Below are 26,566 nucleotides of genomic sequence, written 5' to 3' on the forward strand. Positions count from 1 at the left end.
CCTGCTGCCCTGATGAAGAAAGAAAAGGAATCGAATCATGACGATTTCCCGACGCGGATTTCTGATCCTCGGCGCCGTGACCGCCACCGCGTTCGCGATGCCGCCGTTTATCAGCCTCAAGGCCTACGCGGCCAATCTGGAGCAACCGGCCATGAGCAAAGTGACGATCAACGTCAACGGCAAGCCGCGTGCGCTTGACGTCGACACCCGCACCACCCTGCTCGATGCCTTGCGCGAGCACCTGCACCTGACCGGCAGTAAAAAAGGCTGCGACCACGGCCAGTGTGGCGCCTGCACGGTGATCGCCGATGGTCGACGGATCAATTCTTGCCTGACCCTGGCGGTGATGCACGAAGGCAGTGAGATCACCACCATCGAAGGCCTCGGCATGCCCGACAATCTGCACCCGATGCAAGCAGCGTTCATCAAGCATGACGGCTATCAGTGCGGCTATTGCACACCGGGGCAGATCTGCTCGGCAGTGGCGGTGATCAAGGAAATCCGCGATGGCATCCCCAGCCACGTCAGTGAAAGCCTCACCGAGCAACCGCAACTGATCGCCAGTGAGTTTCAGGAGCGCATGAGCGGCAATATCTGCCGCTGCGGCGCTTACTCGAACATCATCGAAGCCATCACCGAAGTCGCGGAGGTGCCGGCATGAGACCGTTCAATTACAGCCGCGCCGACTCCCCCGCCGCTGCCGCTGCGCAAGCCGCACAGGTCGAAGGCGCACGCTTCATCGCTGGCGGCACCAACCTGCTGGACTTGATGAAACTCGACATCGAAACCCCGCTGCACCTGATCGACGTCAACCACCTCGGCCTGGATCAGATCGAAGCCACGCCCGAAGGCGGCTTGCGCATCGGCGCGCTAGTACGCAATACCGATCTGGCGGCTGATCAGCGCATCAGAAAAGACTACGCCCTGCTCTCCCGCGCCTTGCTCGCTGGGGCTTCCGGGCAGTTGCGCAACATGGCCACCACCGCCGGCAACCTGCTGCAACGTACACGCTGCCCGTACTTCTACGACACGAATCAGGCCTGCAACAAACGCCAACCCGGCAGCGGTTGTGCAGCGATCGGCGGGGTCAGTCGGCAGTTGGGGATTATCGGCGTCAGCGACGCGTGCATCGCCACACACCCGAGCGACATGGCGATTGCCATGCGCGCGCTCGATACGCAGATTGAAACGGTGAAACCTGATGGTACGACGCGCAGCATCGCCATGGCCGATTTCCATCAGTTGCCCGGCACCACGCCGAACATCGAAACCAGCCTGACGCCCGGCGAATTCATCACCTCGGTGACATTGCCCGCGCCGGTCGGCGGCACCCACGTTTATCACAAGGTGCGTGACCGCTCGTCCTATGCGTTCGCCCTGGTGTCGGTCGGTCTGATCCTGCAACAGGACGGCAGCGGTCGCGTTGCCGTCGGCGGTATCGCGCCGAAACCATGGCGGGTTGAAGCCGCCGAAGCGTTGCTGCCCCAAGGCGCGAAAGCCGTCAGTGCACGCCTGCTCGACGGCGCCACGCCGACCCACGACAACCAATTCAAACTGACCCTGGTCGAGCGCACGCTCGGTTCGGTGTTGGCGCAAGCGAGGGATGAAGCATGAAATTCGACACGCCCGCCACCACCAACCCGATCGACCAGTTGAAGGTGATCGGCCAACCCACCGACCGTATCGAAGGGCCGCTGAAAACCAGCGGGCAGGCGCCTTACGCCTATGAACAGCATGAGGCGGTGGCCAATCAGGCTTATGGTTTCATGGTCGGTTCCGCCATCGCCAAAGGGCGGATCAACAATATCGATCTTGAGGCAGCCAAAGCCGCGCCCGGTGTGCTCGCCATCGTTACCGCTGCCAACGCCGGCAAACTCGGCAAAGGCAAATATAACGCCGCGCATTTGTTGGCCGGGCCGGAGATTCAGCACTACCACCAGGCCGTCGCGCTGGTGGTCGCTGAAACATTCGAGCAGGCCCGTGCGGCTGCGCAGATGGTCAAAGTTGATTACGTCGCCGCCAAGGGCGAATTCGATCTGGCCAGCGTGCGCGATAAAGGCGTCGAACCGAAAGAGGAACTGCCCGACGTCAGCCACGGTGATTTCGCCAAGGCGTTCGCCACCGCGCCGGTGCAGTTCGATCAGACCTACACCACGCCGGATCAGTCCCACGCGATGATGGAGCCGCACGCCACGCTGGCGGCGTGGAAAGGCGATCAACTGACCCTGTGGACGTCCAATCAAATGATCGCCTGGAGCGTCGGCGACATCGCCACAACGCTTGGTTTGCCCAAAGAAAAAGTCCGGCTGATTTCGCCGTACATTGGCGGTGGTTTCGGCGGCAAACTGTTCGTGCGCGCCGATGCAATCCTCGCCGCCCTCGGTGCGCGCATGGCTGGCAGGCCGGTGAAGGTCGCCCTCGCCCGCCCGCAGATCGCCAACAACACCACCCACCGCCCGGCGACGATTCAGCGCATTCGCATGGGCGCGACGGCGGACGGCAAACTCACCGCGATCGCCCACGAAGGCTGGTCGGGCAACTTGGCTGAAGGCAAAGTCGAGGTCGCGGCGCAGCCAAGTCAGTTGTTGTACGCCGCTGAAAATCGGTTGGTCAGCATGCGTCTGGCTCCCTTGGACCTACCGGAAGGCAACGCCATGCGCGCACCCGGCGAAACGCCGGGGCTGATGGTCCTGGAAATCGCCATGGACGAGATGGCCGAGCAGCTCAAACTTGATCCGGTCCAGTTCCGCATTCTCAACGACACACAGGTCGACCCGGTGAAAACCGAGCGGCCGTTTTCGCAGCGGCGCCTGATCGAGTGCCTGCAAACCGGCGCGGAGAAATTCGGCTGGGACAAACGCAATGCGCAACCCGGCTCCCGGCGAGAGGGCCGCTGGCTGATCGGCATGGGCGTGGCCGCCGCGATTCGCAACAACCTGCTGGTCAAGTCGGGCGCGCGGGTGCGGCTGGAGCGCGACGGCAAGGTCACGGTGGAAACCGACATGACCGATATCGGCACCGGCAGTTACACGATCATCGCGCAGACGGCGGCCGAAATGATGGGTGTCGGCTTGAAGGATGTCAGCGTGCATCTGGGTGATTCGAGCTTTCCGGTGTCGGCAGGCTCCGGCGGGCAATTCGGCGCCAACTGCTCGACCGCCGGGGTGTACGCCGCGTGCATGAAACTGCGTGAGGCGGTGGCTGGCAAGCTGGGCATGGCGGCGGATCAGGCGCAGTTTGTCGACGGGCAGGTGCGGGTCGGCAGCAAGAGCGTGCCATTGCGCAACGCTGCGCAGGACGGCGTTGTGGTGGCCGAGGACAGCATCGAATTTGCCGACCTGGCCGAGCAGTATCAGCAGTCGACGTTTGGTGCGCATTTCGTTGAGGTGGCGGTGGATGCCGCGACCGGTGAAGTGCGTGTGCGCCGTATGTTGGCGGTGTGCGCGGCCGGGCGGATTCTCAACCCGAAAGCGGCGCGCAGTCAGGTGATCGGGGCGATGACCATGGGTGTCGGTGCGGCGTTGATGGAAGAGTTGGCGGTGGACAAGAAACTGGGCTTTTTCGTCAATCATGATCTGGCCGGGTATGAAGTGCCGGTGCACGCCGACATTCCGCATCAGGAGGTGATTTTTCTTGATGAGACTGATCCGGTGTCTTCGCCGATGAAGGCCAAGGGTGTTGGTGAGTTGGGGATTTGCGGGGTTAGTGCGGCGGTCGCGAATGCGATCTACAACGCCACGGGTGCACGGGTGCGGGAGTATCCGATCACCCTTGATAAAATCCTCTCTTCACTGCCGGAGATGATCTGAATGACCTGAAAAGAGCCCCTCACCCTAGCCCTCTCCCAGAGGGAGAGGGGACCGATTGGGGGATATTCGGGAGCTGCACCGACTTGAACGTCTTGCTGTGAATCCATAATCGACACAGCCATTTCAGGTCGATGTATGACGCCAGACACCTCAGTCGGCCCCCTCTCCCTCGGGGAGAGGGCTGGGGTGAGGGAAAAGCTTCACTCGGTTTGCGGATACTGCTCATCACTCACCTGCTCCATCCACTCCACCACCTTGCCATCCAGCACTTCAGCAATCGCGATATGCGTCATCGCCGTGGTCGGCGCCGCGCCGTGCCAATGCTTGGCCCCCGGTGCAATCCATACCGTATCGCCTGGACGAATTTCGCGAACCGGCTGCCCCCACTCCTGCACAAACCCGGAACCGGCCGTGACGATCAATGTCTGCCCCAACGGATGCGTATGCCAAGCGGTACGCGCGCCCGGCTCAAACGTCACCGTCGCACCACTGACCCGCGCCTCGTCTGTGCCTTTGAACGGAGCATCGACGCGGACAGTGCCAGTGAACCAATCCGCCGGGCCTCTGGCCGAAGCTTGTGAGCCATTGGGCGTGACCGTCACACGCGGGGATTCATTGGCCTGCACCTCACCCGCCAACAGGGAAAGGGTCAACGCAGAAGCGGCAATCGGGTTCATGGCAATTCCTCCAGATAATCAATGTCACTACTTTACCCAGCCGCACTCTTCCGATAATCGACTAGAATTCAAAAAAACTTATGCAGGAAACTCATCAATGCTTCGTGAAAACGCCACCGACCTGCTCGCCTTCCTCGCCGTGGCCCGTGAGCGCAGCTTCACCAAAGCCGCAGCCAAACTCGGCGTTTCGCAATCGGCACTGAGTCACACGATTCGCGCACTCGAAGCCCGCCTCGGCCTGCGCCTGCTGACCCGCACTACTCGCAGCGTCTCACCCACCGAAGCCGGTCAACATCTGCTGCAAACCATCGGCCCACGCTTCGAAGAAATCGAACTGGAACTCGCGGCGCTGAGCAACTTGCGCGACACCCCCGCCGGCAAGCTCCGCATCAGTGCCACCGATCATTCGCTGGACTGGCTGCTGCGCCCGGTGCTCAAGGACTTTCTGCCGAAGTACCCGGACATCAGCGTAGAGGTGAGCTGCGACTATGGTTTCGTCGACATCGCCGGTCAGGGTTTCGACGCCGGCGTGCGCCTGGGCGAAGACGTCGCACAAGGCATGATTGCCACCCGCATCGGTCCCGACATGCGCATGGCGGTAGTGGGTTCACCCGCCTATTTCGCCAAACGCCCCCCGCCGCAAACGCCAAGGGATCTGACCGACCACGCCTGCAACAACCTGCGCCTGCCCACCAATGGCGGGTTGTACAGCTGGGAATTCGAGAAGGATGGCGAAAGCCTGAAAGTACGGGTGTCCGGGCAGATCACCCTGAACGGCGTCTACCCGCTGCTCGACGCTGCGCTGGACGGTTTCGGCCTGAGTTACATCCCGGAAAACATCGTCGCACCCTATCTGGCCGACGGCCGTTTACTGCAGGTGCTGGAGGATTGGTGCCCGACGTTTGCCGGGTATCACCTGTATTACCCGAGTCGACGTCAGGCAGCACCGGCGTTTGCGTTGTTGCTGGAGGCGTTGCGCTATCGCGCTTGAGCGACTTGTCACGTTTTAAAGCAACCCGCAGCGCCCCAAGACGCCTTGGCTATCTGCACGGCCGCGTACACAGAGTTCGCCGTCACTGTTGCAATCTGCCCGCGCTGCATGCCCAGACAAACATACTGTTCGTTATGGGCGTACGCAGCGAACAAAATCAGCAAGAGACAAACCCCGGTGCAATAGGTGAACCTGCGGCCTTGCACGTCCATGATCGTTCTTCTTTGGTGAGGCAGGAATCTCCATACTCACCGACAAACAACCCCCTTCCAACTGTCAGATATGACAGTCTTTCAGACCATTTCGAAATTAATACAACCCTGAACCAACGCGAAGTCGCGATCGTTTGGCGAGCTCGATCAACCCATCAACGCAATCAACTGATGCCGTTGCGCATCCGTGAGCATCGGCCCGAACCCGGCCTTGGCGTTATCGGCCATGAAACGCGGATTACCCGTGCCGGGTATCACGCAAGTCACCGCCGAATGTGCGAGCAGAAACTTCAACGCCAGTTGCGGCCAGCTGTTGACCTGCACGTCCGACACCCAGCCCGGCAGCGGTTTGCCTTTGAGCCGGGCCAGCAGTCCCCCGCCACCGAACGGCCGATTACAGATCACTGCCACGCCACGCTCGCGACACAGCGGCAGAATGCGTTTTTCCACGCCACGGTCATCGAGGGCGTAATTGATTTGCAGAAAATCCAGTTGTTCGGCCTTCAGCACCGCTTCGACTTCTTCATAGGCCGAGTCCGTGTAATGGGTGATGCCGATGTAACGGATGCGGCCCTGCGCTTTCCATTCACGCAAAGTCGGCAGGTGGGTTTGCCAGTCGAGCAGGTTGTGGATCTGCATCAGGTCGATGCGTTCGGTGCGCAGCAGACTGAACGACTGCTCCATCTGCGCGATGCCCTCCTCACGCCCGCGCGTCCACACCTTGGTCGCCAGAAATGCCGGCGAACGCGGTTCATGGATCGACAGCAATTCACCGGTGGTCTGTTCGGCGCGGCCATACATCGGTGAACTGTCGACCAGCGTACCGCCCTTGCTGAACAGCTCATCCAGCACCGCCGGCAATTGCCGGTAGGCCGGATCGCCGGGGGCTACGTCGAAACCGCGATAGGTGCCCAGGCCGACGATGGGCAGCGATTCGGCGCTGGACGGGATGGCGCGGGTCTGCATGGCGTGGCCTCCGGTGGTCGCGGGCGTGGTGGTTGTGGCCAACGCCCGATCAAAGGTGAAGACCGCCGAAACCCCGGCAGCCAGCGTGAGTAATCGGCGACGGGAGTAACCCTCAGTGTGGCTCATGCTGGTTCCCCTGCTGCGTGGATCTGTTGCCGGTTATGTGCATGAGCGGCCGATTGCAGGGCTGGACTACACTGCGACAGCGATCCTTCACACACCGTTAAAAGTAGCCGAATGTCCCGAACCCTGATGTCACTCGTCGCATTGATCGTTGCCGTGTACCTGGTGCTGTGCGCGGCGCTGTTCTTTTTTCAGCGTTCGCTGATCTATTTTCCGCAGCCCAATGCTGTCAGCTCCGCTGATTCACGGATAACCCTGTCGATGCCGGACGCGCAGGTTTCGGTGGTCACCCGTGAGCGCGTCGGGCCACGGGCGCTGATCTATTTCGGTGGCAATGCCGAGGACGTGTCGCGCAATCTGCCGGAGTTTGCTCAGGCGTTTCCCGATTACGCGGTGTACCTGCTCAACTACCGCGGCTTCGGTGGCAGTGGCGGCTCACCGTCGGAAGCGGCGATTGCCGAGGATGCGCTGGCGCTGTTCGATCAGGTGTATGCCAGTCATCCGCAGGTTGCCGTGGTCGGCCGCAGTCTCGGATCCGGCGTGGCGGTGCGTCTGGCCAGTCAGCGACCGGTGCAACATTTGATTCTGGTGACGCCTTACAACAGCCTCGAAGAAATTGCGGCGCGGCAGTATCCGTGGGTGCCGGTGAAGTGGTTGCTCAAGGACCGTTTCGAATCCGGCAAATACGCAGCGCATATCCGTGTGCCGACGTTGTTGCTCGCGGCCAGTGACGACGAGGTGATTCCACGCGCCAGCACCCAGCGCTTGCTGGAAAATTTCCCGCAAGGCGTGGCGCTGCTCAGAGTGGTACCGGAGTCAGGGCATAACTCGATTTCCGACCGTGCGCAGTATTTGCAGTGGATGGGGGATCTGTTGAATCGCTAATGAGGATTCACCCGTGCTTTTTGTGTTGGCTGGGCGGGCGCTATCGCTGGCAAGCCAGCTCCCACAGTTTTTGCGGTGAACACAATTTTTGTGTACGGCTCCGTCCCCTGTGGGAGCTGGCTTGCCAGCGATGAGGCCAGTCCAACCACGCTTAATCGTCCTGAAACATGCAGCAAGTCGTCGCCCCACAATAAAACCCCTCCCCGCCCCTTGAACCAAGTCCAAAAAGCCCAGTCCTACCCGCGCCGCTTTCTGCGGTTCACTCAACTTTTGCGCTGTCCTCCTTCAGAGCTGCCCGTCTCATGCGCCACGCCGTTCGTTCGTCTCGCTTCGTTTCGCTGTGCCTGCTGATCCTTTCACCCTTGTTCGCGGAAACCGCCCACGCCGGTGCGGAGCGACAACTGGTGGCCGCGATCAACGACTATCGCGCCCACCCGCAACGCTGCGATCGACGCCCGGCGCAGCGTCTGGCACCGCTATCGCTGAAGTCGAACCTGGCCTTGCCGATCGGTTATCGCTACTCCGGGGGCATGCGTGAAGCGTTGAAGTCGTCCGGCTATTCCGCCGTGGCGGTACGCAGTATTCGCGTGGTCGGGGCCGAGGACGCCGAAGAAGCTTTCGACCTGCTGCAAGACGAGCACTGCGCCGCGCTGCTGGATGCAAACTACGCCGACATCGGCATCAGTCGCTCACGCAATGAATGGCAAGTGGTGTTGGCGCAGCCGGTGCTCGACAGCCGCGTCGGCGATAACCGCAGCGTCGGCAAGGCCCTGCTGGCCGAGGTCAACGCCGCGCGCGCCCGGCCACGGATGTGTGGACGCCAGCGCTTCGCCGCCGCCCGGCCACTGAGCTGGAACGCCGCACTGGGCGCCGCCGCGCAGGGGCACAGCAAAGCCATGGCTTACGGCAACTATTTCGCCCACCGTGATCCAGACGGCGACCTGCCCGCCGATCGCGCCCGTGCGGCGGGCTATCGCGGTCGGCAAATCGGCGAAAACATTGCCGCCGGGCAGAGTTCACCGGGCAAGGCCATGGCCGGATGGCTCGCCAGTCCCGGACATTGCGCCAATCTGATGAACCCGATGTTTACCCAGGTCGGCGCGGGGTTTGCCAGTGAGGCGCGCAGTGATGAAGGGGTTTACTGGACGATGCTGTTTGGTGCGCAGTGACGGCCAGCGTCCAGTGCCAACTTCAACAGTTCCTTGCGCAGCATTGACGGCGCCCGCACGGCCAATCCTGCCTGCCAGTCGAGTGGCAACAAGCGATTGAGCTTTTGTTGGCTGACCTCGGTTGGCGCCAGAAAGCAGCTTTTGCGGTCGCGGATACTGATCACATTCAGCAGCCCGTCATCGCCCTGCTCTGCCATCCAGCGCTTGATCAGCGACAGGTGTTTTTGCAGCAAGTTGTCGGCATCCCACACCGTCATTTGCGCGAAAAAGCCTGGCAGGTTGCTTTCGGGTTTCATTCGTTTCGAGTCGGCTGCCAATGCAGCGGCCAGGTTCGATTCGATGGTGGTCTGGCATTCGAGAAAATACTGCCGGGGCCAGTCTGCCGGCAGTTTCGCGCGTGACGCGAGGTCGGCGTAGGCCTCGATGTCCGCTGGCGTGGTCATCTGCCCGGTAAAATTCAGCGTGTTGTCGAGAATCGCCGTCGCCAGCAAAGCGGCACTTGGCACGCTGATCTGCGGCAGCACACCGGCCGTCTGCCAGCGCTGAAAAACCTGAGTTGCCGCCGCACCGATCGGGCGAATATCGGCAGCAGATCCAATCTTCTGCTGCCAATAGTTTTCGTACCCCGGATGATGATCGATGACCTCCACCACGCGGTCTAGCACCACCAACGGGTCGAAATGCTGATAGTCGGAGACATCGACCAAGACGAACTCATCGTCCGATGTCGGCTGGTAGTCGTGAAACGCCGCGCCCCAGCCGAACACGCTTGGCGAAACGCTGGCGTTGGCTGACGCGCTACTGACGGCGCGGGCGGGAATGCCTTGCAGGTTGAGCAATTCGGCAAAGGCGATGCAACAGGCGTAGGCGTCGATGTCCAGATAGGACGCGCCGGAGGTGATGATTTTCATGGGCCGGCAACATCGCACAGGTTTGTGACGTTTGGATGACAGGAAAAGATCGCAGCCTCGTTTCACTCGACAGCTCCTACAAGGCTACGACCTTTTGATCTTCAAGCCGCCCGCTGCCCTCCCGCGACCATCGCCGAAGCCGCCAGCATCGCCCGCAACAACACCGCACACCCCGCCGCCAGATCATCCGGCGCGGCGTTCTCGATTTCGTTGTGGCTGATGCCGCCTTCGCACGGCACAAAGATCATCCCGGCCGGGCCGAGTTCGGCGAGGAAAATCGCGTCATGCCCGGCGCCGCTGACGATGTCCATATTCGACAATCCAAGCCCTTTCGCCGCACCGCGCACCGCTTCCACGCAGCCTTTTTCGAAGTACAGCGGCGGGAAGTCCGCTGTCGGCGTCAGTTCGTAAGTCAGACCGTGTTCTTCACAGGTGGCTTCGATGATTTGTTTAACCTCGGCAATCATCGAGTCGAGACGCGCCGATTCCAGATGACGGAAGTCGAGGGTCATGCGCACTTCGCCGGGGATGACGTTGCGCGAGCCGGGATAGGCTTGCAGGCAACCGACCGTGCCGCAGGCGTGGGGTTGGTGGCCGAGGGCGGCGCGATTGACGGCGCCGACGATCACCGAGGCGCCGACCAGCGCGTCTTTACGCAGGTGCATCGGCGTTGGGCCGGCATGCGCCTCGACGCCGCGCAGCTTGAGGTCGAACCACTTCTGCCCCAGCGCGCCGAGGACCACGCCGATGGTTTTCTGCTCATCTTCGAGGATCGGGCCTTGTTCGATGTGCGCCTCGAAATAGGCGCCGACCTTATGCCCGCTGACCTTACGCTGGCCGGCGTAACCGATGGCGTTGAGCGCTTCACCCACGGTGACGCCGTCGGCATCGACTTTGGCGAGGGTTTCTTCGAGGGTGAATTTCTCCGCGAACACCCCAGAGCCCATCATGCACGGGGCGAAGCGCGAGCCTTCTTCGTTGGTCCAGACCACCACTTCCAGCGGCGCTTCGGTTTCCACGCCGAGGTCGTTGAGGGTGCGCAGGACTTCGACGCCGGCGAGCACGCCGAAGCAGCCGTCGAACTTGCCGCCGGTGGGTTGGGTGTCGATGTGGCTGCCGGTCATCACCGGTGGCAGATTCGGATTGCGCCCGGGGCGACGGGCGAAGATGTTGCCGACGGCATCGACCGTGACACTGCATCCGGCGTCCTTGCACCATTGCACGAACAGGTCGCGGGCCTGGCGGTCGAGATCGGTCAGGGCCAGGCGACAGACCCCGCCCTTGACCGTGGCGCCGAGCTTGGCCAGTTCCATGAGCGACGCCCATAGGCGGTCGCGGTTGATGTGCTGATGGGTTGATTGCAGAACGTCTACGGCTGCGTTCATGGGGATCTCCTCAGTGCTGATACCGATAGTTCCCACGCTCTGCGTGGGAACTCATCCATGGACGCTCTGCGTCCGCTGTTGGGACGCAGAGCGTCCCGGGCTGCATTCCCACGCAGAGCGTGGGAACGATCATGAGTTACACCGCTGATTTAACGACCGAGGGTTGCGCACGCATCACGCACAACCCGTAATAAATAATTCCGCCCAGCGCCGAGCCGGTGAACCAGCCATAGCTGTAGAACCAGCTGAACGCATCGCTACCCAGCGACAGCAACGTCAGCACCACCGGCACCCCGAACGCGAGAAACCCGGCCCAGTTCCACGCCGGGTAGACGTCGTCGCGGTACAACCCGGCCAGGTCCAGTTGCTGTTTCTTGATCAGGAAATAGTCCACCACCATGATCCCGGCGATCGGCCCGAGCAGGCTCGAATAGCCCAACAGCCAGTTGGAATACACGGTTTCCAGGCTGACATCGGAAACGATCAGACCGAGTTTTTTCAGCAGTTCATGGCCCATCAACAACAGTCCGACAAACCCGGTCAGCAACACCGCTTTGGTGCGGTTGATCACCTTGGGCGCGATGTTCTGGAAGTCATTGGTCGGCGAAACAATGTTGGCGGCGGTGTTGGTCGACAGCGTGGCGATGATGATCAACGCCATCGCCACCGCGACCCACACCGGGCTCTGGATATGACCGATCAGAGTGACCGGATCGGAGACGGTCACACCGACGAGTTTCACCGACGCGGCGGTCATGATCACGCCGAGGGAGGCGAACAGAAACATCGTCAGTGGCAGGCCGAAAATCTGTCCGAGGATCTGGTCTTTCTGGCTTTTGGCGTAGCGACTGAAGTCGGGAATGTTCAACGACAACGTCGCCCAAAATCCGACCATCGCCGTCAGCCCGGCGGCGAAGTAACTCACCACACTGGCGCCCTCCGGACGTTTCGCTGGAATCGCCAGCAGTTCGGTCATCGACACATTGGGCATCGCCCACACCAGCAAGCCGATGCCGACCGCCACCAACAGCGGCGCCGACAACGTCTCCAGCCACTTGATCGACTCGGCGCCACGAATCACCACCCACAGGTTCAGCGCCCAGAAGATCATGAAACCGATCACCTCCCCGGTGCCGCCAAGGGATTTCCAGCCATCGAAAATCGAGCCGAGAAACAGGTGAATCGCCAATCCGCCAAACATCGTTTGAATGCCGAACCAGCCACACGCCACCAGTGCGCGAATCAGACACGGCACGTTGGAACCGAGGATGCCGAACGATGAGCGCAGCAACACGGGAAAGGGAATGCCGTACTTGGTGCCGGGAAACGCATTCAGCGTCAGCGGAATCAGGACGATGACGTTGGCGAACAGAATCGCCAGCAACGCCTCGCCGACGGTCAGGCCGAAGTAAGCCGTGAGGACACCGCCGAGGGTGTAGGTCGGCACACAGATCGACATGCCAACCCACAGCGCGGTGATGTGCCATTTGTTCCAGGTTCGTTCGCGCACCTTGGTCGGTGCCATATCGTGGTTGTAACGGGGACTGTCGAGGACGTCGCTGCCGGCTTCGAGCTCGAACAAGCCGTCGCGCTCGGTCACTTGCGATCTGATCTGTTGCATGGCCGCTCCACTGTTCTTCTGATTATTTTTTGCTCATCAGGCGGCTGCACCCGAGGGTACGAACCGGACGATGGCCGGAGGAACTGACAACTTTCGTGCACCGGCCATGGTGTCAGCGGCGGCATCAATAAACGTGCCGGGTGCCCCGCTTACGCATCGGGCCGAGGGTTAAACGCTTTGCAACTTTCTGATATTCATCAGTTTTAATTATTCACCGGAGGAGTTCGCGGAAACTTGTCTGGGTGCTCAGGCTAAACACTTGGCAAGTTGTCCGAACAGACAGGACTCAAACTGGTGCACTGCATTTATTTTCATCGTGAGCGAGCAACCGCAGCTCAACTTCAAGCGGCTGATTTCACATAGGAAATCTTGCTCATATTTCCATCCTGTCAAGTGCGTCAAAATGGTGAACAGCCTCACCATTTTGGTGATTTTCATTTTTTATCTTTATTTTTCAGACACTTGAAACAGTCATAAGCTTATAAAAAATAATCTTGATCTATTGCAAATCTGCGACTAGTTTCTATTCCTGACAGCGCTGACAGGAATACACCCTGCGACGCTGTACATCAATAAAACATCTAGAACCGACACAAGTCGGTCAATGCCTGCGAGGAACTCGGAATGTCTCTGTTGATCCGTGGCGCCACCGTTGTTACCCATGATGAAAGTTATCGCGCCGACGTCTATTGCGCCGACGGCGTGATCAAAGCCATCGGTGAAAACCTTGATATTCCCGCCGGCGCCGAAGTCCTCGACGGCAGCGGCCAATACTTGATGCCCGGCGGCATCGATCCGCACACCCACATGCAACTGCCGTTTATGGGCACCGTGGCCAGTGAGGATTTCTACAGTGGCACGGCGGCCGGTCTGGCCGGTGGCACCACATCGATCATCGACTTTGTGATTCCCAATCCGCAGCAGTCGCTGATGGAGGCGTTTCATCAGTGGCGCGGCTGGGCGGAAAAGTCGGCTTCCGACTATGGCTTCCACGTCGCGATCACCTGGTGGAGCGAGCAAGTGCGTGAGGAAATGGCCGAGCTGGTCAGCCATCACGGCATCAACAGCTTCAAGCATTTCATGGCCTACAAGAACGCGATCATGGCTGCCGATGACACGCTGGTGGCGAGTTTCGAGCGTTGTCTGGAACTCGGCGCGGTGCCGACCGTGCACGCAGAAAACGGTGAGCTGGTCTATCACCTGCAACGCAAGCTGATGGCCCAGGGCATCACCGGGCCGGAGGCGCATCCGCTGTCGCGGCCGTCGCAGGTTGAAGGCGAAGCGGCGAGTCGGGCGATTCGTATCGCTGAGACCATTGGCACACCGTTGTATCTGGTGCATGTCTCAACCAAGGAAGCCCTCGACGAAATCACCTATGCGCGCAGCAAGGGTCAGCCGGTGTACGGCGAAGTGCTCGCCGGGCATTTGCTGCTCGACGACAGCGTCTATCAACACCCGGACTGGCAGACCGCCGCCGGTTACGTGATGAGCCCGCCGTTCCGTCCGCGCGGTCATCAGGAAGCACTGTGGCACGGGCTGCAAAACGGCAATCTGCACACCACCGCGACTGACCATTGCTGCTTCTGCGCCGAGCAGAAAGCCGCCGGGCGCGATGACTTCAGCAAGATCCCCAACGGCACGGCCGGCATCGAAGATCGCATGGCGGTGCTTTGGGATGAGGGGGTTAATTCCGGGCGTCTTTCGATGCAGGATTTCGTCGCCCTCACCTCTACCAACACCGCGAAAATATTCAATCTCTACCCGCGCAAAGGTGCGATTCGCGTCGGCGCCGATGCCGATCTGGTGCTGTGGGACCCGCAAGGCACCCGCACCATTTCCGCCAAGACCCACCATCAGCAGGTGGACTTCAACATCTTCGAAGGCAAAACCGTGCGCGGTGTGCCGAGCCATACCGTCAGCCAGGGCCGGGTGTTCTGGGCCGATGGCGATCTGCGTGCCGAACGCGGGGCCGGGCGGTACATCGAACGGCCGGCTTATCCGGCGGTGTTTGATTTGCTCAGCAAGCGGGCTGAGTTGCATAAGCCGACTGCCGTTAAACGCTGAAATCCAGGCCTTCGGCCTTCGCGAGCAGGCTCGCTCCCACATTTGAAATGCTTTCCCCTGTGGGAGCGAGCCTGCTCGCGAAGAGGCCAGTCCAGGCAACACAAAAACCAATGCCCATCAGAGGCAGCACCTCAAATAACCGTGAGGCCATAAACCGTGATCGAGACCCTGAACCATCTCCCCCACCCGCACGAAAGCGCGGCCGCCCTCGCCGGGCATTTCACCGATCTGGCGCCGCCGCTCAACGACCGGCAGGCGCATCTGGAAGCCTCGCGCTGCCTGTATTGCTACGACGCGCCGTGCGTGAATGCGTGCCCGAGTGAGATCGACATCCCGTCGTTCATCCGTAATATCCATCAGGACAACGTTCCGGGTGCGGCGCAGAAAATCCTTTCGGCGAACATCCTCGGTGGCAGTTGCGCCCGCGTCTGTCCGACAGAAATCCTTTGCCAGCAAGCCTGCGTGCGCAACAACGCTCAGGAATGCGCACCGGTGCTGATCGGCCTGCTGCAACGCTACGCCGTCGACAACGCACACTTCAGCGAACACCCGTTCCAGCGCGCCGCCGCCACCGGCAAACGCATTGCCGTGGTCGGCGCCGGCCCTGCCGGTTTGTCCTGCGCGCATCGCAGCGCCATGCACGGTCACGACGTGGTGATTTTCGAAGCACGGGAGAAGGCTGGCGGCCTCAATGAATACGGGATCGCCAAGTACAAACTGGTCGACGACTACGCGCAAAAGGAACTGGATTTCCTTCTGCAAATCGGTGGCATTGAAATCCGTCATGGACAGAAGCTCGGCGACAACCTGACGCTCAGCGAATTGCATCAACAGTTCGACGCGGTATTCCTCGGTCTCGGCCTCAATGCCAGCAAGCAACTCGGTTTACCTCACGAAGATGCACCCGGTCTGCTCGCTGCCACCGATTACATCCGCGAATTACGTCAGGCCGAAGACCTGACCGAACTACCGTTGGCCGAGCGCTGCATCGTCCTTGGCGCCGGCAACACCGCGATCGACATGGCCGTGCAAATGGCCCGCCTCGGTGCCCGCGATGTGAATCTGGTGTATCGCCGTGGCGCCGCCGACATGGGCGCCACCGGTCACGAACAAGACATCGCCAAAGCCAATCAAGTACGCCTGCTGACCTGGGCGCAACCGGAAGAGGTGCTGCTCGACGCTCAGGGCCAGGTGCGCGGCATGCGTTTCGCCCGCACCGATCTGGTTGACGGTCGCCTGCAAACCACCGGCGAGACCTTCGAACTGGCCGCCGATGCGATCTTCAAAGCCATCGGCCAGGCCTTCGATGGCAGCGCCCTCGCCGACCCGCTGGCCCGTGAACTGAAGCGTCAGGGCGAACGCATTCAGGTCGATGAAAACCTGCGCACCAGCATCCCCGGCGTGTATGCCGGCGGCGACTGCACCAGCCTCGATCAGGACCTCACCGTGCAAGCCGTGCAGCACGGCAAACGCGCCGCCGAGGCGATCAATGCTCAACTGATGCTTAACGTGGAGGCTGCGTAAATGGCCGATCTGTCGATTGTCTTCGCTGGCATCAAAGCGCCAAATCCGTTCTGGCTGGCCTCCGCGCCACCGACTGACAAGGCTTACAACGTGGTCCGTGCCTTTGAAGCCGGCTGGGGTGGCGTGGTCTGGAAAACCCTCGGTGAGGATCCGGCGGCGGTCAACGTTTCGTCGCGTTATTCGGCGCACTACGGCAATAACCGTGAAGTGCTGGGCATTAACAATATCGAGTTGATCACCGACCGTTCGCTGGAGATCAACCTGCGCGAAATCACTCAGGTGAAGAAGGATTGGCCGGACCGCGCGCTGATCGTTTCGCTGATGGTGCCGTGCGTCGAGGAGTCGTGGAAACACATCCTGCCGCTGGTCGAAGCCACCGGCGCCGACGGTATCGAGCTCAACTTCGGCTGCCCCCACGGCATGCCCGAGCGTGGCATGGGCGCGGCGGTCGGTCAGGTGCCGGAGTACGTCGAGCAAGTCACGCGCTGGTGCAAGACCTATTGCTCGCTGCCGGTGATCGTCAAACTGACACCGAACATCACTGACATCCGTGTCGCTGCTCGCGCAGCGCATCGCGGCGGTGCCGATGCGGTGTCGCTGATCAATACGATCAACTCGATCACCAGCGTCGATCTGGAACACATGGTCGCCCTGCCCACCGTCGGCAGCAAAAGCACCCACGGCGGTTATTGCGGCTCGGCGGTGAAGCCGATTGCGCTGAACATGGTTGCCGAAATTGCCCGCGACCCGCTGACCCAGGGCTTACCGATTTGTGGCATTGGCGGCATTGGCAGTTGGCGTGATGCCGCGGAATTCATGGCGCTGGGCAGCGGCGCGGTGCAGGTATGCACGGCGGCGATGTTGCATGGCTTCCGCATTGTCGAAGAGATGAAGGATGGGTTGTCGCGGTGGATGGACAGTCAGGGCTACGCCAGCATCAGCGAGTTTTCCGGGCGTGCGGTGGGCAATACCACGGACTGGAAGTACCTCGATATCAACTATCAGGTGATCGCGAAGATTGATCAGGACGCGTGCATTGGTTGCGGGCGTTGCCACATTGCTTGTGAGGACACTTCACACCAGGCGATCGGCAGTCTGAAGCAGGCGGACGGCACGCATAAATATGAAGTGATTGATGAGGAGTGTGTGGGTTGTAACTTGTGCCAGATCACTTGTCCGGTGGCGGATTGCATCGAGATGGTGCCGATGGAGACGGGGAAACCGTTTCTGGACTGGAATCATGATCCGAGGAATCCGTATCACGTTGCGGTCTAGATCGCCGACTGATCCAACAGCCCCCTCACCCTAACCCTCTCCCAAAGGGAGAGGGGACTGATTGGGGGATGCCTCAGAAATCCACCGAAGTGAACGATTTGCTTTGAATCCATAATCGATACAGGGCACAAACTCGGAAGGTTTTAAATCCATAATCGACTGGATCTTTCAGGTCGATGTAACCCGAGAGACACCTCGGTCGGCCCCCTCTCCCCCCGGGAGAGGGCTGGGCGGGCGGCGTTCCGATGAGGGTCAGCCTTTGATCTTGCTCTTCAAGGCTCCAACCCGATCCCCCGCAATATCACACTCGTCACCGTCTGCACCGCCCGCTCAAACTGCATATCCGACAACGGCTGATGTTCATTCAGAATATTCACCTGATGATCAAAGTCAGCATAGTGCTGCGTCGACGCCCAGATCATGTACAGCAGACTCGACGGTTCCACCGGCAAAATCCGCTTGTCCTCGACCCACTGCCGAATCTTCGCTTCCTTCATCTTCGCCCAGTCATACAGGCTGACATCCAGCGCCTCGCCCAAGGTTGGCGCGCCGTGGATGATTTCGTTGGCCCAGACTTTCGAGCCGTACGGCCGGCTGCGCGAGTGGTTCATCTTGGCGCGGATGTAGCTGCTCAACACCACGCGCGGGTCGTCGAACATCTCGAAGCACAGCGCGTCCTGCTTCCATACTTCCAGCAGGTCGAACAGCACCGCGCTGTACAGCTCGCTCTTGGTTGAAAAGTAGTAATGCAGGTTGGAGCGCGGCAGTTGCACCTCGGCCGCGATGTCGGCCATGGCGGTACCGCCGAAGCCTTTTTCGGCGAAGACTTTTTCCGCCGCGAGGAGAATTTTCTCGACGTTGTTGCGGCGAATCTCGATCTTGTGATTGCCCATGAGGGCTCCCTGACAACAGCGTTGCCCAAGACTAGCATCCGCTCTGGTCCGCGGGCGACCGCTGCAAACAAAACTTCGTACTGGCGCGAGCGGATGGCTAAACTGACGGTTCTTTGATCCTGCCTCAGAGGTATTTGCGATGCTGTTCAAGAACGTCCTGACCACCACTGCCCTGCTCGCTTCGCTGTTCGCCGCATCTTCTGTATTCGCCCACGCCCACCTGAAAAGCCAGACCCCGGCGGCCGACAGCACCGTCGCCGCGCCGGCCGATTTGCGCCTGACCTTTTCCGAAGGTGTCGAGGCCAGTTTCACCAAAGTTACCGTGACCAAGGATGGCGCAGCGGTCGCGGTGAAGCCGCTGACCACCGAAGGGGACAAGAAAACCCTGATCGTCACCCCGGCTGCTCCGCTGACGGCCGGCGAGTACAAAGTCGAATGGCACGCAGTGTCGGTCGACACGCACAAAAGCGAAGGCGCCTATCAGTTCAAGGTTGGCCAGTAACCCATGAGTGAAGCGCTGGTGCTGTGCCGTTTTGTGCATTTCATCGTGGTGTTGATGCTGTTCGGGGCCTGGCTGTTCAGGCCGTTGCTGCTCAAGGATGAAGCGCCACAAGTGGATCGACACCTGGCGCGACTGGCGCATTGGCTGACTGCAGTGGCGCTGGTCAGCGGGATTGCCTGGGCACTTTTGATTACTGCGAGCATGGCCGACTCGGCTACGGCGGCGTTTGATCCGGACACGGTTGCGCTGGTGCTGGGCAATACGTTTTTTGGTCAGGTATGGCGCTGGCATCTGCTGATCAATGCTGTGCTGTTGGCGCTGTTGTTCACACCTTGGCGTTCAAGCATGCCGTTGCGACTGAGCTTGAGTGCCTTGCTGCTGGCGACTCTCGCTCCGGTCGGGCACGGCGCCATGCTCGATGGTTTGAGTGGGCAACTACTGATCCTCAACCAGATCGTGCATCTGACCTGCGTGGCCGCGTGGCTTGGCGGGTTGTTGTTGCTGGTGCTGATTCTGCGTCAGCCGAGTGAGTCGATGCGCGAGGTTTTGCGGCGCTTCAGCGGCGTCGGTTATGCGCTGGTCGCGGGGTTGCTGCTGACGGGATTGATCAACGTGCGCGTGCTGACCGGCCAGTGGTGGCCGACACCGTTGTTCAGCGGGTTTGCGTTGATTCTGTTGATCAAGGCGCTGATCGTGCTGGGGATGCTTGGGCTGGCGCTGTTCAATCGTTTGCGGGTTGATGATTGCGAACAGCGGATGGGCGCAATCAGGCGCAGTGTGATGCTCGAATGGCTGCTCGGCATTGGTGCCGTAGCCGCCGTATCTCTGCTCGGCACCCTACCGCCGATGATCACAACCTGAAACACGGTCCCCCTGTGGGAGCTGGCTTGCCAGCGATGGCGGTGTGTCAGGAACAGATATTTCGGATATGCCGACGTCATCGCTGGCAAGCCAGCTCCCACAGGGTTATGTGTTGATCAATGAGGTTGTGTATCGCCGGCGGCGGTGTCGATGCTGACCACCACCGACATCCCCGGCCGCAACCGTTCCTCTTCTTGCTGATCCGCATCAATGGTGATCCGCACCGGCACCCGCTGAGCAATTTTGACAAAGTTGCCGGTGGCGTTATCCGCCTGCAACAAGGCAAATTCCGAACCTGTGCCCGGGGAAATATGCTGCACATGCCCGGTGAATTTGCGGTGGTTCAATGCATCGACAGTGAAGCGCACCGGTTGCCCGACACGCACGTTATCCATCTGGGTTTCCTTCATGTTGGCGATCACCCATTTCTGGTTCGGCACCAACGCCATCAACTGCGCACCGGAATTGACGTAGGCGCCGAGGCGCACGCCAATCTGCCCGAGTTGGCCGTCACGCGGCGCAACGATGCGGGTGTTCGACAGGTCGATCCGCGCCAGTTGCACTGCCGCTTCGGCGCTGGCCACGGCTGCCTCCAGCGAGCCACGATTGACGATCACTGTTTGCAGATCCTGACGGGCGATTTCCAGATTGGCCTTGGCCTGCGCCACCCCCGCAACACTTTGCGCATTCGCCGCCAGTGCGACGTCCATCTCGCGCTTGGACACCGAACCGTCGCGCACCAATTCCTGATTACGGCGCAGATCCGCTTCACTCTTGCGCAACTGCGCTTCGCTGTCGGCCTGCACCGCCTGACGCAATTTGATCGTCGCCTCGGCGCTGTTGCGTTGCTGCACCACATTGGCCAATGCAGCTTTCTGCACCGCCAGTTGCGCCAACGATTGATCGAGGCGTTGCTGATAGATGCGGTCATCCAGGCGCACCAGCAAATCGCCGGCCTTCACGTACTGGAAATCCTGCACCGGCACTTCATAAACATAACCGGCGAGTTGCGGGCCGATGATCGTCACTTGCCCACGAATCAGCGCATTTTCGGTGGTCTCGACCGCACTGCTGAACGGCGGTAATTGCCAGGCATACAGCACGATCAACACACCGATGATGGCGATCGCGGCAAAGCCCAGCGAGGAAATAAGCCGCACCCGCAGCGAGCGTGGCTCGGTGTTCGGCGATGACGGCGGCGCCTCACCCTCGGGCGTGGCGGCAATGGCATTGGTGGTTGTGGTGGTCGGTTCGGTCATGAAGAAGGGGCACCGCTCGAAGGTGTGGATGGCGCTGGGGCGACGGCTTTGGTGGTGCTCATCAGCCACAGCGCACGAATGGACAGCCAGATCATGGTCAGCACCGCAATCACGGCGATCAGCATGAACACATCGTTGTAGGCCAGCACGTTGGCCTCACGGGTGGCGGCGTTGGCCAGGCTGCGAATCCCCGCCAGGTTGCGCAGACTCGGGTCGGCCAGCAACGAGCCATACGCCGAGCCGCCGCTCTGCACGCGTGCAGCCACCAACGGGTCAGACAGCGTCAGGTGCTCAACGATGTGACTGGAATGAAATTTTTCCCGAACGATCTGGAAGGTGCCCAGAAGCGCCGCACCGAGTAAGCCGCCGAGGTTATTGCAGATCCCGAACAACACGGAAAAGCTCACCAGATTGCGTGGATTGGTCAACACGTTGCGAGTACCGAAAACCATGGTCGGGCCAAGGAAAAACGTGCTGCCGAACGCCAGCAGAAACTGACTGAAGTAGAGGTTTTCGGGGCGGGTCAGGTTGTTGGAAAAACTGTCCATCACCGACCCGGTGGCCATCAGACCCAGCGAGATGATCAATGGCATCAGCAGGTGTTTGGGGTCGATCGTCAGCGCGCTGGTCACCAAGCCCGCGACGCTGCCGATCAGCATGACCACGTAGAGGCTATGCAACTGCTCATAGCCCATGTTCAGGTTCTGCATGAAACCCACCGCACCGGTGGACTGCTCCGAGGTGACCATGCGGATCAGGGTCACCGCCAGCGCCAGGCGGATCATCGTCCCGCTGCCCAGCCAGCGGGTCATCAGCAGCGGGTTGCTGCGGTTATGTTCGATGGCCAGGCCGGCGAGGATCAAGGCAATCGAGGCGGCCAGCGCATAGCCGATCCAGTCGGCCTCCAGCCACCAGTCAATCCGCCCCAGCGACAACACCGCACACAGCAGCGCCACGCCAGTGGCGAGAATGGCGAAGGTGAGGAAGTCGAGTTTTTCGAAGGTTTTGAAGCGGTCGCCTGGCGGCAATTTGAGCAGCAATACGCAGCCTAGCGAGAGCAGTGCCATGCCCAGTTCGAACAGGTACAAGCCGCGCCATTCGGCGATCTGCAGCAAGTCTTCGGAAAATAATCGCGCCAGCGGCAGCGCGAGTTGCGAGGTGCCGAGGCCGAGCACCAACGCCCTCAGACGCCACTTCGCCGGGAACGCCTGGACCATGTAATACAGGCCCAGCGAGCTCAGTGCCGCGCCGACCATGCCGTGGGCCGCGCGCACCGCCACCGCCGAATTGAGGTCATTGACGAACAGATGGCCGAAGGTCACCAGCGCATACAGCACCAGAAACACCTCGGTGAATGCACGCAAACCGAACTGCTGGCGAAACTTCACCAGCAGCAGGTTCATCGACACGTTGGTCATCACATACGCTGCCGGCAGCCAGGCCATTTCCGCCGTGGTCGCACCGAGTGCGCCTTGCAGATAAGGCAGGTTGGCCACCACCAGCGAGTTGCCCAGACCACCGGTCACCGCCACCAGCACGCCGACCAGCGCATAGGCCAGGCGCTTGGGGGTGGAGTGCAACGGCGTCGAGGGGGAACCGGGCAGACTGGGCTTTTCGTGCGGCTGCCAGTTGCGCGGGGCGTATTGATCCATTGCAGGGCCTTGTACGGAAGGTGAGTAAAGTTTGCCGCAAATTCGCTGGCAACACACTCATCCCCTGTCATCCACCAAACCTTGTGGGAGCTGGCTTGCCAGCGATGACGCCGGCATATCCAACATCCTTGCTGAATGACACTCCGCGATCGCTGGCAAGCCAGCTCCCACAGGGTTTGGTGACGAATTGAACATTCAGGTTCCAGCAAGTCATCGCACAACTTGCTGTTGACATTCCCGTAAAACCTAGGAAATATCCGCACCCATGTTGTACGACGACGTATAACAAATAATAAAAACAACAAACGAAACAGGGAGCGTCACAGTGAGCACACTCGTCCGCAGTTCCGTCCGCCCTTCCCGTCTTTCCGTCACCCGCCCGCGTACCGCTTTAAGTCTGATCGGCTGCAGCAGCCTCGCCCTTGCCATGCCGATGAGCGCCGATGCCGAAGGCTTTCTCGAAGACAGCAAAGCCACGCTGAACCTGCGCAACGCCTACTTCAACCGCAACTTCGTCAACCCCGCCTACCCGCAGGGCAAGGCTGAAGAGTGGACGCAAAACTTCATCCTCGATGCCAAGTCTGGCTTCACCCAAGGCACCGTCGGTTTCGGCCTTGATGTGCTGGGGATGTATTCGCAGAAACTCGATGGCGGCAAAGGCACGGGCGGTACGCAACTGTTGCCGGTCCACGATGACGGGCGCCCGGCCGACAACTTCGGCCGCCTCGGTGTGGCGCTGAAGGCCAAGGTGTCGAAGACCGAATTGAAGGTCGGCGAATGGATGCCGGTGCTGCCGATCCTGCGCTCCGACGATGGCCGCTCGCTGCCGCAGACCTTTCGCGGCGGTCAGATCACCTCTACCGAGATCAACGGCCTGACCGTCTACGGCGGCCAGTTCCGCGGCAACAGCCCGCGCAACGACGCGAGCATGGAAGACATGTCAATGAACGGCCGTGGCGCGTTCACTTCCGATCGCTTCAACTTTGGCGGCGGTGAATACACCTTCAACGACAAGCGCACCCTGGTCGGCGTGTGGTACGCCGAACTCAGCGACATCTACCAGCAGCAGTATTTCAACCTCAGCCACAGCCAGCCGTTGGGCGACTGGACGCTGGGCGCCAACCTCGGTTTCTTCACCGGCAAGGAAGACGGCAGCGCCCAGGCTGGTGACCTCGACAACAAAACTGCGTTCGCCCTGCTTTCGGCCAAATACGGCGGCAACACGTTCTATGTCGGCCTGCAAAAACTCAGCGGCGACGACGCCTGGATGCGGGTCAACGGCACCAGCGGCGGCACCCTCGCCAACGACAGCTACAACGCCAGTTATGACAACGCCAAGGAGCGCTCCTGGCAGCTGCGCCACGACTACAACTTCGTCGCCCTCGGCATCCCCGGCCTGACCCTGATGAACCGCTACATCAGCGGCGACAACGTGCACACCGGGACGACCACTGACGGCAAGGAATGGGGCCGCGAGTCGGAACTGGCCTACACGGTGCAAAGCGGCCCGTTGAAAAACCTCAACGTGAAATGGCGCAATGCGACGATACGCCGAGACTTCAGCACCAACGAGTTTGACGAGAACCGGATCTTTATCAGTTATCCGATTTCGTTGTTGTAATGCTCACTTTCCCTGTGGGAGCGAGCTTGCTCGCGAAGGCGGCGTGTCAGTCGATGCAAGAGTTGCCTGGACCGGCCTCATCGCTGGCAAGCCAGCTCCCACAGGATTTTGTGGTGAATGCGGGAATTGAAAACAACGCTGATACCTGTGGGAGCTGGCTTGCCAGCGATGGCGGCGGCAGATTCAGCATTGATGTTGATTGATACACCGCTTTCGCGAGCAGGCTCGCTCCCACAAGCAGATTGCATTGCAACGAAGGAGTTCATGGTGATTGAAAAGTGAATGAGCCCTTCCGTCATCTACACCAAAAGTCGCGTTGACAAGTTCCGGAAACCCTACCGATACTTCAGCGCAGTCATACGACAACCTACAACAAACCTAATAACAACGTGTAAGGGATTGCCATGACATCTACCTCCACTCCCCGCGCCCCGTTCAACCGTCTGCTGCTGACCGGCGCCGCCGGTGGCCTGGGCAAAGTCCTGCGCGAACGGATGCGCCCTTATGCCAATGTCCTGCGCCTGTCAGACATCGCTGCCCTCGCCCCGGCTGTCGATGATCGCGAAGAAGTCGTCCCTTGCGATCTGGCCGACAAACAAGCTGTGCATCAACTGGTCGAAGGCGTCGACGCGATCCTGCATTTTGGCGGTGTCTCCGTCGAGCGGCCCTTCGAAGAAATCCTCGGCGCCAACATCAGCGGTGTTTTTCACATCTACGAAGCGGCGCGCCGGCATGGTGTGAAACGGGTGATCTTCGCCAGTTCCAACCACGTCATCGGCTTCTATAAACAGGACGAACAACTCGACGCCAGCTCCGCGCGCCGCCCCGATGGCTACTACGGATTGTCCAAGTCCTACGGCGAAGACATGGCCAGTTTCTACTTCGATCGCTACGGCATCGAGACCGTCAGTATCCGCATCGGCTCCTCGTTCCCCGAACCGCAAAACCGTCGAATGATGCACACCTGGCTGAGCTTCGACGACCTCACCCAATTGCTCGAACGCGCGCTGTACACACCGAACGTCGGCCACACCGTGGTCTACGGCATGTCCGCCAACAAGGACGTCTGGTGGGACAACCGCTTCGCCAGCCACCTCGGGTTCGCGGCGAAGGACAGCTCCGAAGTGTTCCGCGAAAAAGTCGAGGCGCAGCCAATGCCGGCGGCCGATGACCCGGCGCGGATCTATCAGGGCGGCGCGTTTGTCGCCGCAGGTCCGTTCGGCGACTGATCACTCTGACAACGACGCAAAGGAATGAGTATGCAAGCCGAATTGATCGTCGACGCCCGCAACGCCGTGGGCGAAAGCCCGGTCTGGGTAGCAGAGGAAAACGCGCTGTACTGGGTCGACATTCCCAACGGCGGCCTGCAACGCTGGAGCGCCGAGACCGGCCATGTGCACGCCTGGAAAACCCCGGAGATGCTCGCCTGCATCGCCCGCCACAGCCGTGGCGGCTGGGTCGCCGGCATGGAGAGCGGTTTCTTTCATCTGCACCCGCACAGCGACGGCAGCCTCGACAGCGAGCGACTTGCCAGCGTCGAGCACGGCCGCGAAGACATGCGCCTGAACGATGGTCGTTGTGATCGCCAGGGCCGCTTCTGGGCCGGCAGCATGGTGTTGAACATGGGCCTGAATGCGCCCGAAGGCCGGCTCTACCGCTACGGCGCCGGGCAGTCTGGCGTGATCGAAGCGCAACTCGACGGTTTCATCGTGCCCAACGGTCTCGGCTTCAGCCCCGACGGCAAAACCATGTACCTGTCCGATTCGCACCCCGACGTGCAATTGATCTGGGCGTTCGATTACGACACCGATACCGGCACACCATCGAACCGCCGCGTCTTCGTCGACATGAACCACTTCCCCGGCCGGCCCGATGGCGCTGCCGTGGACGCCGAAGGTTTCTACTGGATCTGCGCCAACGACGCCGGCCTCATTCACCGTTTCGCGCCGGACGGCCGACTCGACTTCTCGCTGGCCGTACCAGTGAAAAAACCGACCATGTGCGCCTTCGGTGGAACCCGGATGGACACCTTGTTCGTCACCTCGATTCGTCCCGGCGACGACCACGATCCGCAGTCCCTGGCCGGCGGCGTGTTCGCCCTGACCCCCAACGTCAAAGGCCTGCCGGAGCCGCTGTTCGACGCTTTGCCGTAACAACCGCTTCTGC

The 26,566-nt window shown here is 60.6% G+C and carries 23 protein-coding genes; 15 read left to right on the forward strand and 8 right to left on the reverse strand.

Features of this window, described 5'->3' with window-relative positions:
• Nucleotides 1-37 precede the first annotated feature (37 nt).
• The 3 genes from paoA to paoC are packed head-to-tail and all read left to right on the forward strand — an operon-like array spanning nucleotide 38 to nucleotide 3,809.
• The gene (paoA, locus tag RMV17_RS17740) at nucleotides 38-661 is read left to right on the forward strand and encodes an aldehyde dehydrogenase iron-sulfur subunit PaoA (RefSeq protein WP_034155523.1); all 624 of its coding nucleotides are present in this window, start codon (nucleotides 38-40) and stop codon (nucleotides 659-661) included.
• Entirely contained in the window at nucleotides 658-1,614 is a 957-nt protein-coding gene (locus RMV17_RS17745) for a xanthine dehydrogenase family protein subunit M (RefSeq protein ID WP_311881471.1), read from the forward strand. The genes paoA and RMV17_RS17745 overlap by 4 nt, the downstream gene beginning before the upstream one ends.
• On the forward strand, nucleotides 1,611-3,809 hold the full coding sequence (gene paoC / locus RMV17_RS17750) for an aldehyde oxidoreductase molybdenum-binding subunit PaoC (protein ID WP_311881473.1): 2,199 nt from the start codon (nucleotides 1,611-1,613) through the stop codon (nucleotides 3,807-3,809). The genes RMV17_RS17745 and paoC overlap by 4 nt, the downstream gene beginning before the upstream one ends.
• A gap of 200 nt (nucleotides 3,810-4,009) precedes the next feature.
• Here paoC and RMV17_RS17755 read toward each other — a convergent pair whose 3' ends face one another.
• On the reverse strand, nucleotides 4,010-4,486 hold the full coding sequence (locus RMV17_RS17755; RefSeq protein ID WP_311881474.1) for a cupin domain-containing protein: 477 nt from the start codon (nucleotides 4,484-4,486) through the stop codon (nucleotides 4,010-4,012).
• 97 nt (nucleotides 4,487-4,583) lie between these two features.
• On the opposite strand from RMV17_RS17755, the gene RMV17_RS17760 reads away from it, so the two are divergent.
• Nucleotides 4,584-5,477 carry a LysR family transcriptional regulator gene (locus RMV17_RS17760; protein WP_311881475.1) on the forward strand — a complete coding sequence of 298 codons (894 nt, stop codon included), beginning with the start codon at nucleotides 4,584-4,586 and terminating at the stop codon, nucleotides 5,475-5,477.
• 359 nt (nucleotides 5,478-5,836) lie between these two features.
• Here RMV17_RS17760 and RMV17_RS17765 read toward each other — a convergent pair whose 3' ends face one another.
• On the reverse strand, nucleotides 5,837-6,781 hold the full coding sequence (locus RMV17_RS17765) for an aldo/keto reductase (RefSeq protein WP_311881477.1): 945 nt from the start codon (nucleotides 6,779-6,781) through the stop codon (nucleotides 5,837-5,839).
• Between the two features lie 111 nt (nucleotides 6,782-6,892).
• On the opposite strand from RMV17_RS17765, the gene RMV17_RS17770 reads away from it, so the two are divergent.
• Complete coding sequence (locus tag RMV17_RS17770) at nucleotides 6,893-7,663, forward strand: alpha/beta fold hydrolase (protein ID WP_311881478.1); 771 nt, start codon at nucleotides 6,893-6,895, stop codon at nucleotides 7,661-7,663.
• A gap of 302 nt (nucleotides 7,664-7,965) precedes the next feature.
• Nucleotides 7,966-8,832: a CAP domain-containing protein gene (locus RMV17_RS17775; RefSeq protein WP_311881479.1), complete on the forward strand. Its 867-nt coding sequence runs from the start codon at nucleotides 7,966-7,968 to the stop codon at nucleotides 8,830-8,832.
• Here the strand turns inward: RMV17_RS17775 and RMV17_RS17780 are convergent.
• From RMV17_RS17780 to RMV17_RS17790, 3 genes are all read right to left on the reverse strand, one after another.
• Nucleotides 8,802-9,743, reverse strand: a complete 942-nt coding sequence (locus RMV17_RS17780; protein ID WP_311881481.1) for a DHH family protein — start codon at nucleotides 9,741-9,743, stop codon at nucleotides 8,802-8,804. The genes RMV17_RS17775 and RMV17_RS17780 overlap by 31 nt on opposite strands.
• 101 nt (nucleotides 9,744-9,844) lie before the next feature.
• A complete protein-coding gene (locus RMV17_RS17785; protein ID WP_311881482.1) occupies nucleotides 9,845-11,128 on the reverse strand; it encodes a Zn-dependent hydrolase in 1,284 nt (427 codons plus the stop codon).
• Nucleotides 11,129-11,264: 136 nt separating this feature from the next.
• On the reverse strand, nucleotides 11,265-12,749 hold the full coding sequence (locus tag RMV17_RS17790; protein ID WP_311881484.1) for an NCS1 family nucleobase:cation symporter-1: 1,485 nt from the start codon (nucleotides 12,747-12,749) through the stop codon (nucleotides 11,265-11,267).
• A gap of 624 nt (nucleotides 12,750-13,373) precedes the next feature.
• Here RMV17_RS17790 and hydA point away from each other — a divergent pair.
• From hydA to preA, 3 genes are all read left to right on the forward strand, one after another.
• Nucleotides 13,374-14,813 (forward strand): dihydropyrimidinase, encoded by a 1,440-nt coding sequence (gene hydA, locus RMV17_RS17795; protein ID WP_311881486.1) that lies wholly within the window; start codon nucleotides 13,374-13,376, stop codon nucleotides 14,811-14,813.
• A 156-nt stretch (nucleotides 14,814-14,969) separates the two neighbouring features.
• Nucleotides 14,970-16,337, forward strand: coding sequence for an NAD(P)-dependent oxidoreductase (locus tag RMV17_RS17800; protein ID WP_311881488.1), 1,368 nt, complete (start codon nucleotides 14,970-14,972; stop codon nucleotides 16,335-16,337).
• Nucleotides 16,338-17,612, forward strand: a complete 1,275-nt coding sequence (gene preA, locus RMV17_RS17805; protein WP_311881490.1) for an NAD-dependent dihydropyrimidine dehydrogenase subunit PreA — start codon at nucleotides 16,338-16,340, stop codon at nucleotides 17,610-17,612.
• A gap of 272 nt (nucleotides 17,613-17,884) precedes the next feature.
• Here the strand turns inward: preA and RMV17_RS17810 are convergent, their stop codons facing one another.
• On the reverse strand, nucleotides 17,885-18,505 hold the full coding sequence (locus tag RMV17_RS17810; protein ID WP_007919317.1) for a TetR/AcrR family transcriptional regulator: 621 nt from the start codon (nucleotides 18,503-18,505) through the stop codon (nucleotides 17,885-17,887).
• A gap of 139 nt (nucleotides 18,506-18,644) precedes the next feature.
• On the opposite strand from RMV17_RS17810, the gene copC reads away from it, so the two are divergent.
• Together copC and copD are read left to right on the forward strand one after the other, a co-directional pair.
• A complete protein-coding gene (gene copC / locus RMV17_RS17815; RefSeq protein WP_034156117.1) occupies nucleotides 18,645-19,007 on the forward strand; it encodes a copper homeostasis periplasmic binding protein CopC in 363 nt (120 codons plus the stop codon).
• A gap of 3 nt (nucleotides 19,008-19,010) precedes the next feature.
• Nucleotides 19,011-19,868 (forward strand): copper homeostasis membrane protein CopD, encoded by an 858-nt coding sequence (gene copD / locus RMV17_RS17820; protein WP_311881496.1) that lies wholly within the window; start codon nucleotides 19,011-19,013, stop codon nucleotides 19,866-19,868.
• Between the two features lie 116 nt (nucleotides 19,869-19,984).
• Here the strand turns inward: copD and RMV17_RS17825 are convergent, their stop codons facing one another.
• Together RMV17_RS17825 and RMV17_RS17830 are read right to left on the reverse strand one after the other, a co-directional pair.
• A complete protein-coding gene (locus RMV17_RS17825; protein ID WP_311881498.1) occupies nucleotides 19,985-21,127 on the reverse strand; it encodes an HlyD family secretion protein in 1,143 nt (380 codons plus the stop codon).
• Complete coding sequence (locus tag RMV17_RS17830) at nucleotides 21,124-22,779, reverse strand: MFS transporter (RefSeq protein ID WP_311881499.1); 1,656 nt, start codon at nucleotides 22,777-22,779, stop codon at nucleotides 21,124-21,126. The genes RMV17_RS17825 and RMV17_RS17830 overlap by 4 nt, the downstream gene beginning before the upstream one ends.
• A gap of 325 nt (nucleotides 22,780-23,104) precedes the next feature.
• Between RMV17_RS17830 and RMV17_RS17835 the strand changes: the two genes are divergently transcribed.
• From RMV17_RS17835 to RMV17_RS17850, 4 genes are all read left to right on the forward strand, one after another.
• The gene (locus RMV17_RS17835; RefSeq protein ID WP_311881501.1) at nucleotides 23,105-24,400 is read left to right on the forward strand and encodes an OprD family porin; all 1,296 of its coding nucleotides are present in this window, start codon (nucleotides 23,105-23,107) and stop codon (nucleotides 24,398-24,400) included.
• 117 nt (nucleotides 24,401-24,517) lie between these two features.
• The gene (locus tag RMV17_RS17840) at nucleotides 24,518-24,682 is read left to right on the forward strand and encodes a hypothetical protein (RefSeq protein WP_155294727.1); all 165 of its coding nucleotides are present in this window, start codon (nucleotides 24,518-24,520) and stop codon (nucleotides 24,680-24,682) included.
• Between the two features lie 122 nt (nucleotides 24,683-24,804).
• Complete coding sequence (locus tag RMV17_RS17845) at nucleotides 24,805-25,629, forward strand: NAD(P)-dependent oxidoreductase (RefSeq protein ID WP_311881503.1); 825 nt, start codon at nucleotides 24,805-24,807, stop codon at nucleotides 25,627-25,629.
• Between the two features lie 30 nt (nucleotides 25,630-25,659).
• Entirely contained in the window at nucleotides 25,660-26,553 is an 894-nt protein-coding gene (locus tag RMV17_RS17850) for an SMP-30/gluconolactonase/LRE family protein (protein ID WP_311881504.1), read from the forward strand.
• Nucleotides 26,554-26,566: the final 13 nt, after the last annotated feature.

The sequence above is a fragment of the Pseudomonas sp. VD-NE ins genome, assembly GCF_031882575.1.
GTDB classification, from domain to species: Bacteria; Pseudomonadota; Gammaproteobacteria; order Pseudomonadales; family Pseudomonadaceae; genus Aquipseudomonas; species Aquipseudomonas fluorescens_BZ.